Raw genomic sequence first — 16558 nt, forward strand, 5'->3', positions numbered from 1 at the left:
GGAATCCATATTATGGTGTGTCTTGCAGACTTAAATTGGCAAATTTGGTGTATTGACCAATAAACGCCAGCCGGATGGGATGACCGAGTTCGCCGTTACGGTTTTTTGCGACGATAATTTCTCCAATCCCTTGATCCGCAGTATTTTCATTATACACTTCATCACGATAAATAAAGAGAATTACATCCGCATCCTGCTCAATAGCTCCGGATTCACGCAGATCCGCCATCATTGGCCGTTTGTTAGGCCGGCGTTCGAGGTCACGATTGAGTTGTGACAACGCAATGACTGGCACATTGAATTCTTTGGCAATCGCTTTCAGATTTCTTGAAATTTCAGAAACTTCCTGCTCACGGGAATTGACCTTGCGTGAAGCCTGCATGAGTTGAAGGTAATCAACCACAATCAAGCCTAAGCCCTTATGATCCTGATGGATCTGTCGAGCAACCTGCCTGATATGGTTGGGTGTGATTGCCGCCTGATCATCAATAATCAGCGGAGTTTCGGCCATAACGGATGTGGCCTGTAGCAGTTTTTCCCAATCCTCACTGTCCAGGTTCCCGGACCATAATTTTTTACTGTTGATTTTTGCTTCACTGCACAACAAGCGCATTGCCAAATGCTCCTTCGGCATTTCAAGACTGAACACAACGACCGGCAACTGTCGTGCATGCGATGCAAAATAGGCAATATTCATGGCAAAGGCTGTTTTCCCCATCGAAGGCCGTGCCGCGATGATCACCAGGTTTCCTGCCTGCAACCCGCGTGTGAGTTCATCCAGATCTGTAAATCCAGTGGGAAGTCCTGTCACCGTATCATGATTCTGTGACAGTTGCTCCAGCAGTTCAAAATTTCTCAGCAGAATGGTTTTGAGATGCTCATAATTTCTGGATTTTGTCCGGGATTCAATGGCCTTGAGCTTCTCGGTCGCTTCAAGAATAAAACCGGGAATATTGATATTGCCTTCACGTCCCTGGCGGGCAATATCGTTAGCCGTGACGATAATGTTGCGTAGTTGGCTTTTTTCAGCAACGATGCGGGCATAATGAATGGCATTGTCTGGAACTGGCGCGGTTTGCGCAAGCGTCGCAAGATATTCAACACCACCGGATTGGGTTATTTTATTGGTATCCGTCAGGAGTTGATGGAGAATGAGTTCATCAATCGGGGAGTTTTTTTCGAAAAGCTCCCGCATGGCTTCATACAAATGCCGGTGTGCGGGAGAAAAGAAATCGGAAGCTTCCAGAACATCAGAAATTACTGGATATAAATCATTTTTAATAATGATTGCTCCCAAAACCGCTTGTTCAGCAAGTTTGTCATTGGGAAGCAATTCATCCAGTTTTTCTATTTTGGTAGAGGACATTGTTTTAGACCTGAAATTCTTCAATCCTTGCGGATCAGAACCTCACAGGTGTCACTCATCCGCTTCATCATCATAATAATCATCAACCGGTTCTTCGACAGGTGCTTCGGAAACAGGTGCGGATGCCACAGGGATTTCGCCATCGGCCTTCACTTTCACGATTACCGCGGTTTTTACCTCGGTATGCAGGCGAACATCAATGGTGTGGTTCCCTATTGTTTTGATTGGTTGCTGCAAAATGATAGATCTGCGCTCCAGTGTAAAGCCATTTTGTGCAAAGACTTGAATCAGTTCCGGAATCGTCACTGAACCAAACAATCTTCCTCCCGGGCCTGCTTTTTTCAGAACTTCAATGTTGAGCGATTTAAGCCGCGCAACTTTGTCCTGTGCATCCATGACCGCTGCTTTGCGTTTCTTTTCAAGATGCTGAAGGTGATGTTTGAATTCTCTGGATTCCTGACTGTCAGCCAGTATTGCTTTTTTCTGGGGAAGTAAAAAGTTGCGGGCATATCCGGGTTTGACCTGTACGATGTCCCCAATCACCCCCAGATTTGGGACATCTTCCGCTAGGATTATTCTAATTGCCACAGTGTTACCTCAGTTAAATGTTTTAAATTTAGAGAAATCCACTTCCATCAGGGGCTGGATTTCAAGATTCAGGGTTGATATATCCTGCTGTATAGGAGATAAGCGCCAGATTCCTTGCGCGTTTGATTGCCTGACGCAACATGCGCTGATAGGGCATGGACACTCCTGAAATACGGCTGGGAATGATCTTGCCACAATCCGTGATGTAATTTTTCAGCAAATCCACATCTTTATAATCAATAACATCAATGCCGGCTTCCTTAAAGGGACAGCTTTTGCGGCGTTTCAGCAAAATGGAAGCGGGTACACCTCCACGTTGACCAGGTCGTTTACTCTTTTTTTTATTGTTCATAGGTTTCTCCGGTTATCCGTGATTAGGTATTAAACTATTTCTGTTACAGTTTCATCAGCAGCTTCGATTTCATCAACAATAACTTCAGCTTCATCAGGTCGTTCATAGTTTTTGTCACTGAGCTTCATAAATGCATGGTTTGCGGCATCCACATCGTCAACACTGACCGTCTGAAAACGAAGCACTTCTTCCAAATACCCCAATTGTTTGTGAAGTTCCTTGAGCATTTCGCCTGTGCCTTCAATGTACCAGAGGTGATACAATCCATAATTCTTTTTCTGAATTGGATATGCCAATCGCCGCCGTCCCCAAACATTTTTGTGTTTGGTAACACCTTCATATCGGGCAATCACACCCTCAATTTTTTCGAGTGTGGCTTGAGTTTCGGCCTCACTTATATTGCTGTCTGTAATAAAAACAGTTTCAAAACCTTTCATATTGTTCCTTTCGAGTTAAGCCTGCAATAGCAGACAAGGACTAAGTCAGTTCGTTGGAACTGACACCACTGGATCTCCTGAAACCAGGAGTTTATTGCCGAAGCAATTCGGCAGACTAGCCGTCAATGAATGACGGAAAACAGAGACCAAACAGATCTCAGACATTGAACCGGAAATGAATCACATCTCCATCCTGAACCACATAATCTTTACCTTCCATCCGTAACCTCCCGGCATCTTTGACCGCGGCTTCTGAGCCAAGCTGGTTGATATCGTCATAATGATACACTACGGCACGAATGAATCCTTTTTCAAAATCAGAATGAATTTTGCCGGCTGCTTTGGGAGCCTGGGTGCCTCGCATGATATTCCACGCACGAACTTCCTGCTTGCCCGCAGTGAAATAGGTGATCTGATCCAGCAAGTGATATCCGGCTCTTGCCAGTTGATCAAGACCTGATTCTTCAATACCAAGATCCTGCATGAACAGTGTAGCCTCTTCCGCGTCCATTTCAGCTAGTTCAGCCTCGATCTTCGCACAGATTTTCACCACCTGGATTCCCTCTTTTTCGGCCAGTTCCTTCAATTTCAAAAAGTGGCCTTCATCTTCGGTCAGCATTGTTTCACTGACATTGCCCACATAGAGGTATGGCTTCATGGTGATCAGATTCAGATCACGGATCAATAATTTTTCCTGTTCATTCAGTTGTATGGCTTGTGCCAGCTCACCTTTGGCCAAAGTGTCCAGAAGCTTCTGCAGAACAGGGATAGACTCTGCTGCTGTTTTATCCCCTTTGGCCTGTTTTATGGTGCGTTCCAGTTTGCGTTCCACTTGATCCAGGTCGGCAAGAATCAATTCTGTTTTGATCACTTCCAGGTCATCGAGTGGTGAAAGTGCTCCAGAAACGTGGCTTACATTTTCATCCTCAAAACACCGCACCAGATGAATGATGGCATCAATCTGTCGAATATGGCTTAAAAACTGGTTTCCCAAACCTTCACCCTTGCTGGCGCCCTTCACCAGTCCTGCGATATCCACAACTCTCAAGGTGCTGGGAACCACCTTGTCTGGTTCCACCAATTGTACCAGTCTGGTCATGCGATCATCTTTAACAGGCACAATACCAATATTCGGTTCAATAGTGCAAAAGGGATAATTGGCAATTTCCGCATGGGCTTTGGTCAAAGCCTGAAACAGCGTTGATTTTCCAACATTGGGCAATCCTACAATTCCAACTTCCAATCCCATGTCCTATACCGACAATGATGTGTTTTCAAACTTTGATATATCAAGACACTGAACGATATGTTCAAGAAGCCCCGGTAATAATTTTTCAAATAAAGCAAATTCTTCCTTCCCCCAAGGTTTCAAGACATACTGACTGACAATCATATTTTCAGGAGGGCGACCAATACCAACACGCAACCGTTTGAAATCCAGTGTTCCCAGTTCTTCGGCAATGGACTTTAAACCGTTATGACCGCCATGACTGCCCTGCGTCCGCAGGCGAGCTTTTCCAAGAGGGAGATCAAGATCATCAGAAATAATCAGGATTTGTTCAATGGGGATTTTATAGAATTGAACACATGCTCGAACGGACAACCCACTGCGGTTCATGAAAGTCAATGGTTTGAGCAATATCAGCGGATGTCCCCTGGTTGTCCCTCGAAGAACATCCCCTGAAAACTTTTTTTCTCTGATACCCGGATTTAATAATTCGCCAAGCGCGTCGATCACCATGAAACCCGCATTATGCGGGGTGTGACTGTATTCAGGACCGGGATTGCCTAATCCCGCAATCAAAAACATGCGCTATCCTGATATTATTTGGAACGGGTTTTACCAGCGTAAAGCACAGTATAATTCTGCTTCGCGCTCAGAACAACGTTTTCTGGCAACTTGATTTCCTGAACACGTAACACATTGCCAACATCGATGGCTGAAACATCCACTTCAAGGAAGTCTGGAATATTGGCCGCATTGCATTCCACATTGATGGTGCGAACAATCATTTGAAGTAGCGCGCCTTTTTTCAAAGCGGGAGCTTCACCAACCAGTTTTAGTGGAATCGGCAGAACAACAGTTTGACTGCTATTCAATTCACGAAAATCCACATGAACCAGTTTGTGTTTATAAAAATGTTTCTGAATTGCCTGGATCAGCACAGAATGGGTTTTTTCCTCATTGGTTTGAGGATTGATAATACGCAAAGGAACCATCTGGTGTTTTCCTGTCAGACGTTCCATCACACGACGTGTGTGTTCTTCTTCCAGTTGTAACAGAATATTCCCACTTGCTCCATACATCACCGCGGGAATTTTTTTATTTTGTTTTAACGTGCGGTTGAAGGACTTCCCGGTCATTTCACGCGTATAGGCGACAAGTTCGGCTTGAGACATGGTTCAACTCCTGTTGAAAGGCAAAAATACGTGGTCCAAAAAAATAAACGGACTACTTAACCTTAACTCAAGTAGCAGTCAATACTAATTTTTAGATAAATAAAAGCACACATTCTTGGCTATGGTCATCGTTTGGCCAGTGAGTGACGCAAACAGGGCAGGACGATACCGGGAACGGTAGTCCCGGGGAAGGCCACAAACCGTGAAATTACATTGGGACGTAACCTGTTGCTACCGTCTTCGAAAGGGTATTTACCCTTCGATGATTCCGCATTTTCTTTATCGACAACCATCTGACATTGGAAACAATGACTATGGACGAATGTCCTTTACCCCAAAAGGTGCAAATCGACCTGAATTATACTTTGAACTGGTTAGTTTCTTAGAAGTTAAATTCTGCGCAAAATGGCAAAAGAATTTAGCCACAGAGTCACAGTGTCACAGAGTATGTTTTAAAAAATTCTCTGTGTCTTTGTGTCTCTGTGGCAAAAATTGGTTCCGGCTATGCCGGGTTAGGAATGGCAAAAGAATAAGTTGTAAAAGTTTGCTCGTACCACATCCCGTGGGGCACGTTATCCACCAGACGAAGCTCTGCTTCGCACCCACCGGAGGTGAGTCATGGAACGGTTACGCACGGGAAGTTCTTAACCAGAAAGTTTCCTATGTTATTTTTTGAACGGGTTTTATCTGGAGTTTTTAGGGAGGGATTCATCCTATTTTCGGCTACACATTTTAGGGGCGAACCTGTGTGTTCGCACTGATCCCGGGCAGACACACAGGGCTTCCCCTACGGGACAAAATCCAAACCAGTGGTATCTCAGACCGAGTTTTGACACATGGCCGAAAATGTGATCAAGCCTGTTTAATCAGGTTTTCAATTCAAGTTCCTTGTTGTTTTCACAGGCCTCACACGATGGACCGCCAAACATTTTTTTTAATTTTCCCAGTCCACCGCAGGAACCCTGAATACATTTGTTGCTGAAAATAACGCCAAGAGCCATTCCCAGCACACACAAACAAAAAATCACAAAGGACGCGATAAATATTTTCATAAAACCTCAATCATTCTGCATCTTCTGCAGATATTTTTCAAATTCAGGAGTTGTTCGTTCAATAAAGGTGGCCCCTGATTTGATTAGAAAAAACGCCGCAAGATGATGTGTCACAGCAAGGTCATAGCCTTTTTCAGGACCGAGAACCATCAAGGCGGTCGCCCAGGCATCAGCATCAGCACAATGTTCATGAAGCAATGTCACTGACGCAAGGGAATGCTGAATCGGTCTTCCTGAAGCAGGATCAATGGTGTGTGAATAACGTTTGCCATCCTGTTCAAAATAATTGCGGTAATCCCCTGAAGTCGCAATGCTCATATTTTCAACCTTGAGTACAGTCTGAATCTGATGCATTTCATGGATGACAGGTTTTTCAATGGCAATGCGCCAGAAATCGCCATTCCATTTTTTTCCTTTGGTTCGAACTTCTCCTCCAATTTCGACCATATAAGCATCAATCTGCTGTGAATCCAGGTACTTTGCGACCTGATCGACGCCATAGCCTTTGGCAATGGAGGATAAATCCACATACAATTCAGGGATTTCTTTTTTCAGGGTATTGTCCTGCACTTTCAACCTGTGAAAACCGATTTTTTGACGAGCCAATTCAAGCAAGGATTCATCCGGAATTTCCTCTGGAACCGCATCAGGTCCAAAGCCCCATAAGTTGACCAGTGGTCCTACCGTGATGTCATAAGCACCCCGGGTTTTTTCACTGATATCCAGCGCAAGTGTGATCACACCAGCCATATCTGCTGAAACAGGCTGCCAATCAAGGGACGTGGACTGATTAAACTTCGACAGTTCGGAATCCTTCAGATAGGTGGACATTTGCTGGTTGACACGGTCCAGTGTCTGAGTGATGCCTTTTTGCAGGGATTGCTCTGAGATTCCAGAAGGTAGCGCGGATGTTTTGATGGAAAAAGTGGTTCCCATGGTGGAACCACTCCATGACCATTCGGAAGGTTTTGATGAAAAGAGATCGCATCCTGTCAGCAGAAATAACAGGATGCTAAAAACTGACAGGTGTTTCATTGTTTACCCGCCAAAGTCATCCAACATGATGTTTTCACGTTCAACACCCAGTGATTCCAGCATTTTGATGACAGCGTTGTTCATCATTGGAGGCCCACACATATAATATTCGCAATCTTCAGGGGCCGGATGGTTTTTGAGATAATTTTCAAACAACACCTGATGGATGAAGCCTTTGTAACCAGTCCAGTTGTCTTGAGGCAACGGTTCTGACAAGGCCAGATGCCATTTGAAATTAGGATTTTCTTCCTGGAGTTTGTTGAAATCCTCCACATAAAAAGCCTCTGTCAAACTCCTTGCACCATACCAATATGTGATTTTACGGTTGGTTTTAATCCGTCGCAGTTGATCAAAGATATGAGACCGCATCGGCGCCATTCCCGCACCACCCCCGACAAATACCATTTCCGCATCCGTATCTCTGGCAAAAAATTCGCCAAATGGTCCGGAAATGGTCACATGGTCACCGGGTTTCAAATTAAAAATGAAACTCGACATCTTTCCCGCGGGAACATTGGGATTATTGGGCGGAGGTGACGCGATCCTGACATTGAGCATGATGATGCCGCGTTCTTCAGGATAATTGGCCATGGAATAGGCCCGTATCACGTCTTCTTTCACGATGGAAGAATAACGCCATACATTGAATTTATCCCAATCGCCACGGTATTTTTCCTCAACAATGAAATCCTTGTAATGCACTTCATGAGGGGGGCATTCGATCTGGATATAACCACCGGCACGGAAATCCACATGTTCACCTTCGGGCAACTGAAGTACCAGTTCCTTGATGAACGTGGCCACATTATGATTGGATTTGACGACGCAGTCCCATTTTTTCACATGAAAGAATTCATGAGGAACTTCAATTTTCATGTTTTGTTTGACGGCGACCTGGCAGGAAAGCCTCCAGCCTTCGCGTGCTTCGCGCTTGGAAATATGCCCAAGTTCGGTTGGCAGAATTTCTCCGCCGCCATCGTGAATCTGAACCCTGCACTGACCGCAGGTTCCGCCGCCGCCGCAAGCGGAGGACAGAAAAATTTTCTGATCTGCCAGAACACCCAGCAGTTTTCCACCACCACCACAGGTTACCGCAAGATTGGGATCATCATTGATCTCAATTTTAATATCTCCCGCAGGAACCAGTTTGGCTTTGGCAAATAAAATCACCGTCACCAGCGCAAGCACGATGACGGTGAACATGGTGACTCCTAATACAATCTGCAACATAATACCCTTTGTATTTTTGCCGTTCTAACCATGAGAAGAGGAAAGCGAGCTTTCCATGGAAAATTCTAAAGGAATTACAACTGAATGCCTGAAAAACACATGAATGCCAGAGACATCAAACCAGCGGTAATAAACGTGATCCCCAATCCGCGTAAGCCGGGAGGAACATCGCTGTAAGCCATTTTTTCACGAATGCCTGCCAATGCCACAATAGCCAGTGCCCAACCAAAGCCGGAACCAAAACCAAACACGACACTTTCAGGGAAATTGTAATCTCGTTCCACCATGAACAACGATCCAGCCATAATCGCGCAATTCACTGTAATCAAGGGCAGAAAGATACCCAACGCATTGTAAAGCGCCGGGAAAAAACGATCGAGAGTCATTTCCAGAATCTGGACAATGGCCGCAATCACACCGATATAGCTGATAAATCCGAGGAAACTCAGATCCAGTTCAGGCAAACCGGCCCATCCCAGTGCGCCTTCTTTCAGCACATGCTGAAAAATCAGGTTATTGACTGGAACAGTGATCGTCTGTACCACAACAACCGCAACGCCCAAACCTATGGCGGTGTCCACTTTTTTGGAGACTGCCAGAAAAGTACACATCCCCAGGAAAAAGGCCAAAGCCATGTTTTCAATAAAGATCGATTTGATCAGCAAACTCAGATAATATTCCAACATATCAACCTTCCTCTATTTGATCGGTTTTCCAGGTTCTAAGTGCCCAAATCAGCAGGCCAATCAGAAAAAACGCACTGGGTGGAAGAACCAGCAAACCGTTAGGGACATACCAGCCACCATCGGTAGTGAGTTTCAAAATTTCAAAACCCAACAGTTTTCCAGCACCAAATAACTCACGTACAATGCCTACCAGCAATAAAACCAGACTATATCCCAAACCATTGCCGATCCCATCGAGAAAACTCATCCATGGGCCGTTTTTCATGGCGTAGCCCTCTGCCCGTCCCATGACGATACAGTTGGTGATGATCAAGCCCACAAAGACGGATAACTGTTTGCTGATAGCAAACGCATACGCTTTGAGCAACTGATCCACCACAATCACCAGCGATGCGATGATCACCATTTGCACAATGATCCGGATACTGGAAGGAATATGGTTTCGGATAGCACTCACGGCCGCATTGGAAAAAGCGGTGACCAGCGTTACGGCGGCGGCCATGACTATCACGGTTTCAAGTTTATTGGTTACTGCAAGCGCGGAACAGATTCCCAGAATCTGCAACGCGATCGGATTGTTTTGAAAAACCGGACTCAGTAATACCTTTTTTTTACTATCCATTGGACCCTCCTTCCTGTCTGAGTTTTGTCAGGTATGGGCCGAAACCTGTTTCACCCAACCAGAAACGTAATAAGCCTTCGATCCCCCGTGAGGTCAGTGTCGCACCTGAAAGTCCATCGACCTGATGAATCGCGCCGGCATCCTGAGGATTGACAGCCCCTTTGAGAATCTGAACCACAGGGTTCCATGAATCATCAAACACTGTTTTTCCCGGCCAGATTGCTTTCCACAGGGGATTGTCCACTTCGCCGCCAAGTCCTGGGGTTTCTCCATGTTCATAAAACACGAGTCCTTTGACCGTGTTGGTGTCTGTGGCAAGTGCGATAAACCCATACAGGGTGGACCATAGCCCTTTTCCATGAATCGGAAGAATGATGGTTTGCACTATCCCGCCTTCCTGTACCAGATAGACCGGCGCGTATTTTGCGATCCGTTTAACGCCAGCCTTGTCCTGCTCACGGGTGAGCATCACTTGAAGTTTGGGATCTTTTGCCGCCGCATAAGCATCGAAACTTGTAGCGTTGATATCAGACACATACGTTCCTGTCGCCAGATCCACCAATCGTGTTTCCACTTTTTTAAAAAGCTCATCAATGTTCTGGCTTTCGTCTTTATACAATCCCGCGGCCGCCAGAATGTTTTTCTTTTTATCCAGGGCCTTGTTCCGTTCCTGTGCGGGTTTCAGAAAAACCGCGGCACCGGAAACCATCACAGAACACACGACACACAGCAATGTCGCGACAATAAATGTTTTACTGATCGAATTATTGGACATAGCGCAATTTCCTCCTCTTGATGTGAGCCTTGACAACAAAATAATCTATGACTGGCGCGAAGATGTTACCAAACAGAATTGCCAGCATCACACCTTCAGGGAATGCCGGGTTGAGTGAACGTACCACAATCGCCATAGCCCCGATCAAAAATCCATAAACCCATTGTCCTGTTGACGTCATCGCAGAAGAAACCGGATCGGTTGCCATGAACACCAGTCCAAAAGCAAAACCGCCCACAACCAGGTGCCAGACAGGAGGAATTCCAAACATAGGATTTGTCTGGCTCCCAATCACATACAGCAAGGAAGCAATCCCAAGCCCACCAATCAGCATAGACAGCATCACCCGATAGGAACCCACACCGGTCATGATGAGGATGGCCGCTCCGAACAGACACGCCAGTGCGGATGTTTCTCCCATCGAACCGGGAATAAATCCCATGAAAGCCTGACTCCAGGTGAAACCGGCATCGGTAACGCCTTTGATTCCGCTTTCAGCCATGATCCCCAGAGGAGTAGCACCACTGAAACCATCCACTGCGGTCCAGACGTTGTTTCCTGATATTTGAGCCGGGTAGGCAAAGAAGAGAAAGGCCCGTGCGGTAAGAGCCGGGTTCATGAAATTCTTGCCGGTTCCGCCAAATACTTCTTTTCCAATCACGACTCCAAAACTGATTCCCACAGCCACTTGCCACAAGGGAATTGTGGGGGGCAGAATCAAGGGGAACAGCATCCCTGTGACCAGAAAGCCTTCATTGATTTCATGGCCTCTGATTGAGGCGAATAAAACCTCCCAGAACCCTCCGGCAATGTTACAAACCAGAAACACCGGCAAAAAATAGAGGGCACCGTGAATCATACTGGAAATAATGCTGTTCGGATCAAATCCAACTCCCAGCATGTCCATCACCCCTCCACGCCAGCCGGTTGTGGAGGTCAAACCCAGTTGCATCATGGCCATGTTGGCCTGATAACCGGTGTTGTACATGGCAAAAAACATACAGGGGGTCAAGGCCACAGCCACCGTGATCATCATCCGTTTGAGATCCATGCCATCTCTGACATGAGACGCGGACCGGGTGACATCAGGCGGTGTGAACATAAACGTGTCAGCCATTTCATAAATGGCATAAAATTTCTCCAGTTTTCCGCCCTTGGCAAAATGATGATGCGCCTGATCCAGAGCTTTTCTCAAAAATTTCATCAACCCTCCTTCTCGATTTGGGTAAGATTTTCTCTTAAAATAGGACCATATTCCGTTTTTCCCGGGCATACAAAAGTACACAGCGCGAGATCTTCTTCATCCAGTTCCAGACACCCCAGATCTTGTGCCTTGTCGCCATCCTTTGTGATCAGTGCACGAAGCAGAAAGGTCGGCATGATGTCCAGCGGCATGACTTTTTCGTACATCCCGATCGGAACCATTGCGCGGGGACTTCCATTGGTTGTGGTGGTAAACGCGAATTTTTTCGCGGCGTTCAGTTTTGACAAAAAGATGGGTTTGACAGAAAAATTTTCAAAGCCAGGCCCCAGCCAGCCAAGGAAAAACCGTTCACGCCCTTCTTTGAGTGCGGAAACCTGCATGTGGTATCGCCCCAGGTATGCCATTGTGCCTGTAGCGGTTCGCCCGGAAAGCACTGATCCTGAAATCAGTCGATTGTCTCCCTCTGCCAGTTTTCCTGCGGCCAGATCCTCAATGGATGCGCCCAAACGGGTTTTGTACAGTGTCGGGGACTTGACAACAGGGCCCGCCAACGAGATCACCCTGCTAACATCCAGTTTCCCTGTCAGAAACAAATGGCCCATGGCAATCACGTCCTGATAATTCACATACCAGACCGTTTTATGGGCGTGAACCGGATCAAGAAAATGGATGTGTGTTCCCGGCAATCCTGCCGGATGAACGCCATCGAAACCTACAGGAATCACCCGTTCCGCGTTGCCGCCATCCAGATTGGCTTTGGGAGATTGACACAGAAATATACTGCCTTCTGTCAGCTTTGACAAAATTTTGAGGCCCATATTGAAATCGGGCTTGCGTTCGTTGATGACCAGTGTGGGTTCAGCCGCCAGCGGATTAGAGTCTATCGCTGTGACAAAAATTGAATTGGGTTTGGAGGATGGAACCGGAACCTTGCTGAACGGGCGGGTTCTCAATGCCGTCCATAAACCGGAATTGACCAGGTTTTCCACGACCTGTTCTCTGGTCATGCCACTGATTTTAGAAGGCTCCCAGGAGGTGAATGTTTCTTCATCATTGCCATCCAGTTCAATAACAAGCGATAGAAACACCCGTTTTTCACCGCGATGTATTGCTTTGATGGTGCCGCATCCCGGTGCTGTATATTTCACTTCAGGATTCATTTTATCAGTAAACAGAACCTGTCCGAGCTTCACACGGTCGCCTTCACTGACAGCCATGGTGGGCTTCATTCCGACATAATCCGGCCCCATCACAGCCACGCTCCTGACCTTAGGACCGGCCTGAATTTTTTGTTCCGGAGCTCCGGTGATCGGGAGATCCAGTCCTTTTTTAATATTGATGATTTGCATGTGTATCGGATGGAAATGAGTTTTCAGGGGGAACCAGAATATCTTGCGATCTCTGGGATGAATCGCAGTTGGTTGATCACCAGCGCTGCTCACAGTGTGTGCGGACTTTCAAGTTACCTTTTCTGACATTTTCCGAAACAGGTTATCCACACCTTTGCGTTTCTGAGCTATACTTTTTGTTGGACAAGTAAAAGAATTTTTAAGAATATTCAAGTATTATATTTGAAGCCAATTTCTGAGGGACCGCGTTTAAAAGGCTTGAGTTAACAACGCCTTCTCTATGGTAACAGTATCTTCTGGAGCACCTGAAGATTTATTTTTTGATTCAATTGTTTTCAAAATCAAGCCCAGGTTGTTCGAGAGGACTCAGGTGACATGAATGATTACAAAGACTTACATCAATGTAACAAAATTTGAAAGCAAGGACATGAATGTTTGGAAGGCAATAATTTTGAAGGAATCCCCACATCAAGTATAGAGGGGATTGGCTGGAATTCTGATTTTTCAGGTTATTCTGTTCATGCTTCCTTAAAATACCTGGATGAAACTTTGAGGACTCACTGCCATGACTAACATGATCACCAGACTGATAGCCAACGCCTCGAACACCCAGAAATTATGCGTTCCTGAATTTGATGGAGGGATGAGTTTAGCTGTTCCGTGGGTCTCTGATTCAGAGTGCATGAAGACATACACCAGAATGCGGATATAAAAGAAAATCCCCAGAAAACTACAGATGAACGCTAACAGCGCAAGCATTGAATACCCTGACGCGACGACATTCTTGAAGATAAAAAATTTGGCATAAAAACCGGGGAATGGAGGGATTCCTGCCAGTGAAAAAATCGCGAAAATCAGGAATCCGGCTGCCAGGGGTTTTTTCATGAACATCCCCTTGAAGCCTTCCAGATCGTCGGATGTGTCATTATCAAAAAAATAGATCACCGCCGCAAAGGCAAGAATGGTCGTGATCGCATAAACCGCGTCCTGGTAACGGGCGAAGGCAAGCAAGCGTTCTTTTTGTCGATCCTGCGAACGCGAGAGCGCTCCGACCCAAGGCGGCGGAGGCGTTATTTGCGGCTTGGGCTTTGTGAACTTGTTGGTACACAAATTTACTACTGACCTGGTGAACTTCAGCTTGGGCGCTGACGGAGACTTGTTGGCATACCTCATCCAGCGCTTGGCTCCGTTGCTCGCTGTCTAATCCATAGGCCCCAAGGAGGAGCGGACTTGATTGCTGGAATTCGGCTGGTATATGATTCAACGGTGTTGTCATAAAACCTCACTATTCGGGGAATATCGTATTTGCTTCTAAACAAATACTAACATCCCTCAATAGTTTCTTAGAAGTTAAATTCTGCGCAAAATGGCAAAAGAATTTAGCCACAGAGTCACAGTGTCACAGAGTATGTTTTAAAAAATTCTCTGTGTCTTTGAGTCTCTGTGGCAAAAATTGGTTCCGGCTATGCCGGGTTAGGGTTTGGCAACACCACTCCTTTTGTTACCTTGATTTGAACCAGGCCAATAATAAAATGATCCAGTTTTGTAGGTATCCACAAATAGCAACCCTTAGGATTTATATTTATTTATCCATAATTTTTATATCAATCGCTCCACCTCTTGCCTATTCCGATCAATCCAGCCAGCACATTTCCTATGAAAACGATTTTCTTAATTTTCGATGTGTCGATCGTGATGGTAAAAAAATCGGTCTAAAACTGCCCTATAAATGCTCCAATGAAGATGAATGGTATACTAGCGGATTTTTTTACGAGGGAAGGTATCAGACCACCGAAAATGACTCCAATCACCACGTTGGTTTTGGTCTGGGGCAAATGATATTTACCCCGGCAGATTTGGAGAATCATGAAATTATCAAAAATGACAGACCTTATGCAGGATGGCTTTATGGTAGTTATTTTCGGGAAACAGTGTCCAAAGAAAATTATGAAAGAAGAGAATTGGAGGTGGGTGTTCTCGGGAAATATTCAAAAGCGGAAGAATTTCAAAATTTATTTCACCGAAAATTCTATGGAAACAGTAAAAACAATGCCCAGGGATGGAAACATCAAATTGGATCTGAACCGGGTTTAGTGGCTGTCTATCATTTTTCGGATTTAATGTTCAGAAGTAACGGCCATAAAATGGATCTGAACTGGTTATTTAATGGACGTGGCGGAAATATTTTTATTGATGCCGGCCTTGGAACAATAGTCAGGGTTAGCCTGTTCAATCCGCTTTTTCCGCTATTCTCTCCCTATTCGACACCTCATACCGTGATTTTCTTTTCATTGAAAACAGATGTTAAAATTGTGGGCTATGATGCTACTTTCCAGGGTGGTGGTTTGGATCGAGTGTTCAATCGTGGACGTGGCAGTCCTCACCATTATGAATATCAAGACATAGTACCGATTGTAACCACTCTGGAAGGAGCACTGGCTCTAAAAAGCCATTATGGTGTATCCTTGGGTTATTCTGTGTTTCTGCGTAGCAAAGAATTTGTTGCTCAATCTGAAAATTCCCGATGGGGAAGAATCACTCTAACTGGTAGTTTCTAAAATCTTTTGGTTCTCCAGATTTTTCAGTGTTTGACCAGCAATTCATCCGATATCATAAAACCCTCCGTGATCAAAAGAGAGCAATTCTTTGCCGCCAGTATCAGCATTCCCTAACCCGGCATAGCCGGAACCAATTTTTGCCACAGAGCCACAGAAAATTTTTTAAAACATACTTTGTGATACTGCGACTCTGTGGTTAAATTCTTTTGCCATTTTCCGCAGAATTTAATTTCTAAGAAACTAATGGGGTTCAATCGGGACATATCCATTTGTTGAAACTCTGGAAAATAAACAGAAATTTTCTATTGAAATATTCAAATATCTATATATAAATTAATTATAAATAAAACAGTGAATTATTTTTTGAAAGGGGGGATTGAACTTTTCAGGAGGTGATTTACAAAATCCATTTAATGATCATTGATCGCAGGAGAAATATGCAAATCAAAGTCACACCGACAGCCAGGCAGGAACTGGCTAAATTGTTAAAAGAAGATATTGGAAAGAAAGTTCGGATATTTATTGCAGGATTTGGTTGAGGCGGGCCCCGCTGGGGCCTGGCTCTGGATGAGCCAAAAGACAGTGATGACACCATGCATGTAGATGGTATGGATATTATTTTGTCAAAAAGTGACAAACCGTATTTCCCTGATTCCGTAATAGATTTTGTGGAAAAAGGTTGGAGAAAAGGTTTTTATGTTCAACCCAGTTATGGGTATGCCTGCTAATCCAAAAGAGGAGGGATCAATTCCCTCCTCTTCCATTCCAAAGGACAACATTTTTCCACCTGTGCAGGTGTATTTTACGCAACCAGTTTAAACTCAAGGACATGATGCTTAAACCAGGTTGGATATTCCTGATTCTTTTTTAAGGCCGTCACCGAAGCCAAGGCCACACTCCCTGC

16 protein-coding genes and 1 pseudogene are annotated in these 16558 nt (G+C 45.2%); 1 reads left to right on the forward strand and 16 read right to left on the reverse strand.

The window, feature by feature from the left end:
- Positions 1–10: 10 nt before the first annotated feature.
- The 16 genes and pseudogenes from dnaB to HQM11_17485 form a co-directional block, all read right to left on the reverse strand.
- Complete coding sequence (gene dnaB, locus HQM11_17410) at positions 11–1366, reverse strand: replicative DNA helicase (GenBank protein MBF0352816.1); 1356 nt, start codon at positions 1364–1366, stop codon at positions 11–13.
- Between the two features lie 51 nt (positions 1367–1417).
- Complete coding sequence (locus HQM11_17415) at positions 1418–1954, reverse strand: 50S ribosomal protein L9 (GenBank protein MBF0352817.1); 537 nt, start codon at positions 1952–1954, stop codon at positions 1418–1420.
- Between the two features lie 61 nt (positions 1955–2015).
- On the reverse strand, positions 2016–2306 hold the full coding sequence (locus HQM11_17420; protein MBF0352818.1) for a 30S ribosomal protein S18: 291 nt from the start codon (positions 2304–2306) through the stop codon (positions 2016–2018).
- A 29-nt stretch (positions 2307–2335) separates the two neighbouring features.
- Positions 2336–2743, reverse strand: a complete 408-nt coding sequence (gene rpsF, locus HQM11_17425) for a 30S ribosomal protein S6 (protein MBF0352819.1) — start codon at positions 2741–2743, stop codon at positions 2336–2338.
- Positions 2744–2900: 157 nt separating this feature from the next.
- The gene (ychF, locus tag HQM11_17430) at positions 2901–3992 is read right to left on the reverse strand and encodes a redox-regulated ATPase YchF (GenBank protein MBF0352820.1); all 1092 of its coding nucleotides are present in this window, start codon (positions 3990–3992) and stop codon (positions 2901–2903) included.
- Positions 3993–3995: 3 nt separating this feature from the next.
- Positions 3996–4568 (reverse strand): annotated as a pseudogene (locus HQM11_17435) (aminoacyl-tRNA hydrolase).
- Positions 4568–5143 carry a 50S ribosomal protein L25 gene (locus HQM11_17440; protein MBF0352821.1) on the reverse strand — a complete coding sequence of 192 codons (576 nt, stop codon included), beginning with the start codon at positions 5141–5143 and terminating at the stop codon, positions 4568–4570. The pseudogene HQM11_17435 and the gene HQM11_17440 overlap by 1 nt, the downstream one beginning before the upstream one ends.
- 866 nt (positions 5144–6009) lie before the next feature.
- Complete coding sequence (nqrM, locus tag HQM11_17445) at positions 6010–6195, reverse strand: (Na+)-NQR maturation NqrM (GenBank protein ID MBF0352822.1); 186 nt, start codon at positions 6193–6195, stop codon at positions 6010–6012.
- A 6-nt stretch (positions 6196–6201) separates the two neighbouring features.
- Positions 6202–7230, reverse strand: coding sequence for an FAD:protein FMN transferase (locus HQM11_17450; GenBank protein ID MBF0352823.1), 1029 nt, complete (start codon positions 7228–7230; stop codon positions 6202–6204).
- 3 nt (positions 7231–7233) lie between these two features.
- Entirely contained in the window at positions 7234–8460 is a 1227-nt protein-coding gene (locus HQM11_17455; protein ID MBF0352824.1) for an NADH:ubiquinone reductase (Na(+)-transporting) subunit F, read from the reverse strand.
- Between the two features lie 74 nt (positions 8461–8534).
- Entirely contained in the window at positions 8535–9143 is a 609-nt protein-coding gene (nqrE, locus tag HQM11_17460) for an NADH:ubiquinone reductase (Na(+)-transporting) subunit E (GenBank protein ID MBF0352825.1), read from the reverse strand.
- A 4-nt stretch (positions 9144–9147) separates the two neighbouring features.
- The gene (locus HQM11_17465) at positions 9148–9768 is read right to left on the reverse strand and encodes an NADH:ubiquinone reductase (Na(+)-transporting) subunit D (protein MBF0352826.1); all 621 of its coding nucleotides are present in this window, start codon (positions 9766–9768) and stop codon (positions 9148–9150) included.
- Complete coding sequence (locus tag HQM11_17470) at positions 9761–10543, reverse strand: Na(+)-translocating NADH-quinone reductase subunit C (protein ID MBF0352827.1); 783 nt, start codon at positions 10541–10543, stop codon at positions 9761–9763. Before HQM11_17470 ends, HQM11_17465 begins: the two co-directional genes overlap by 8 nt.
- On the reverse strand, positions 10533–11747 hold the full coding sequence (locus tag HQM11_17475) for an NADH:ubiquinone reductase (Na(+)-transporting) subunit B (protein ID MBF0352828.1): 1215 nt from the start codon (positions 11745–11747) through the stop codon (positions 10533–10535). Before HQM11_17475 ends, HQM11_17470 begins: the two co-directional genes overlap by 11 nt.
- Positions 11747–13090, reverse strand: coding sequence for a Na(+)-translocating NADH-quinone reductase subunit A (locus HQM11_17480; GenBank protein ID MBF0352829.1), 1344 nt, complete (start codon positions 13088–13090; stop codon positions 11747–11749). Before HQM11_17480 ends, HQM11_17475 begins: the two co-directional genes overlap by 1 nt.
- 534 nt (positions 13091–13624) lie before the next feature.
- On the reverse strand, positions 13625–14107 hold the full coding sequence (locus HQM11_17485) for a hypothetical protein (GenBank protein ID MBF0352830.1): 483 nt from the start codon (positions 14105–14107) through the stop codon (positions 13625–13627).
- Positions 14108–14628: 521 nt separating this feature from the next.
- On the opposite strand from HQM11_17485, the gene HQM11_17490 reads away from it, so the two are divergent.
- Positions 14629–15654, forward strand: a complete 1026-nt coding sequence (locus HQM11_17490) for a lipid A deacylase LpxR family protein (GenBank protein MBF0352831.1) — start codon at positions 14629–14631, stop codon at positions 15652–15654.
- Positions 15655–16558 lie beyond the last annotated feature (904 nt).

It is taken from the genome of SAR324 cluster bacterium (assembly GCA_015232315.1).
Lineage (GTDB): Bacteria > SAR324 > SAR324 > SAR324 > NAC60-12 > JADFZZ01.

Excerpts from the sequence above, each read along its gene's own strand:
- HQM11_17455 (MBF0352824.1), bottom strand. The coding sequence starts at position 8,460 with ATGTTGCAGATTGTATTAGGAGTCACCATGTTCACCGTCATCGTGCTT.
- HQM11_17475 (MBF0352828.1), bottom strand. The coding sequence starts at position 11,747 with ATGAAATTTTTGAGAAAAGCTCTGGATCAGGCGCATCATCATTTTGCC.
- rpsF (MBF0352819.1), bottom strand. The coding sequence starts at position 2,743 with ATGAAAGGTTTTGAAACTGTTTTTATTACAGACAGCAATATAAGTGAG.
- nqrM (MBF0352822.1), bottom strand. The coding sequence starts at position 6,195 with ATGAAAATATTTATCGCGTCCTTTGTGATTTTTTGTTTGTGTGTGCTG.
- ychF (MBF0352820.1), bottom strand. The coding sequence starts at position 3,992 with ATGGGATTGGAAGTTGGAATTGTAGGATTGCCCAATGTTGGAAAATCA.
- dnaB (MBF0352816.1), bottom strand. The coding sequence starts at position 1,366 with ATGTCCTCTACCAAAATAGAAAAACTGGATGAATTGCTTCCCAATGAC.
- HQM11_17450 (MBF0352823.1), bottom strand. The coding sequence starts at position 7,230 with ATGAAACACCTGTCAGTTTTTAGCATCCTGTTATTTCTGCTGACAGGA.
- HQM11_17470 (MBF0352827.1), bottom strand. The coding sequence starts at position 10,543 with ATGTCCAATAATTCGATCAGTAAAACATTTATTGTCGCGACATTGCTG.
- HQM11_17440 (MBF0352821.1), bottom strand. The coding sequence starts at position 5,143 with ATGTCTCAAGCCGAACTTGTCGCCTATACGCGTGAAATGACCGGGAAG.
- HQM11_17490 (MBF0352831.1), top strand. The coding sequence starts at position 14,629 with ATGATCCAGTTTTGTAGGTATCCACAAATAGCAACCCTTAGGATTTAT.
- HQM11_17465 (MBF0352826.1), bottom strand. The coding sequence starts at position 9,768 with ATGGATAGTAAAAAAAAGGTATTACTGAGTCCGGTTTTTCAAAACAAT.
- HQM11_17420 (MBF0352818.1), bottom strand. The coding sequence starts at position 2,306 with ATGAACAATAAAAAAAAGAGTAAACGACCTGGTCAACGTGGAGGTGTA.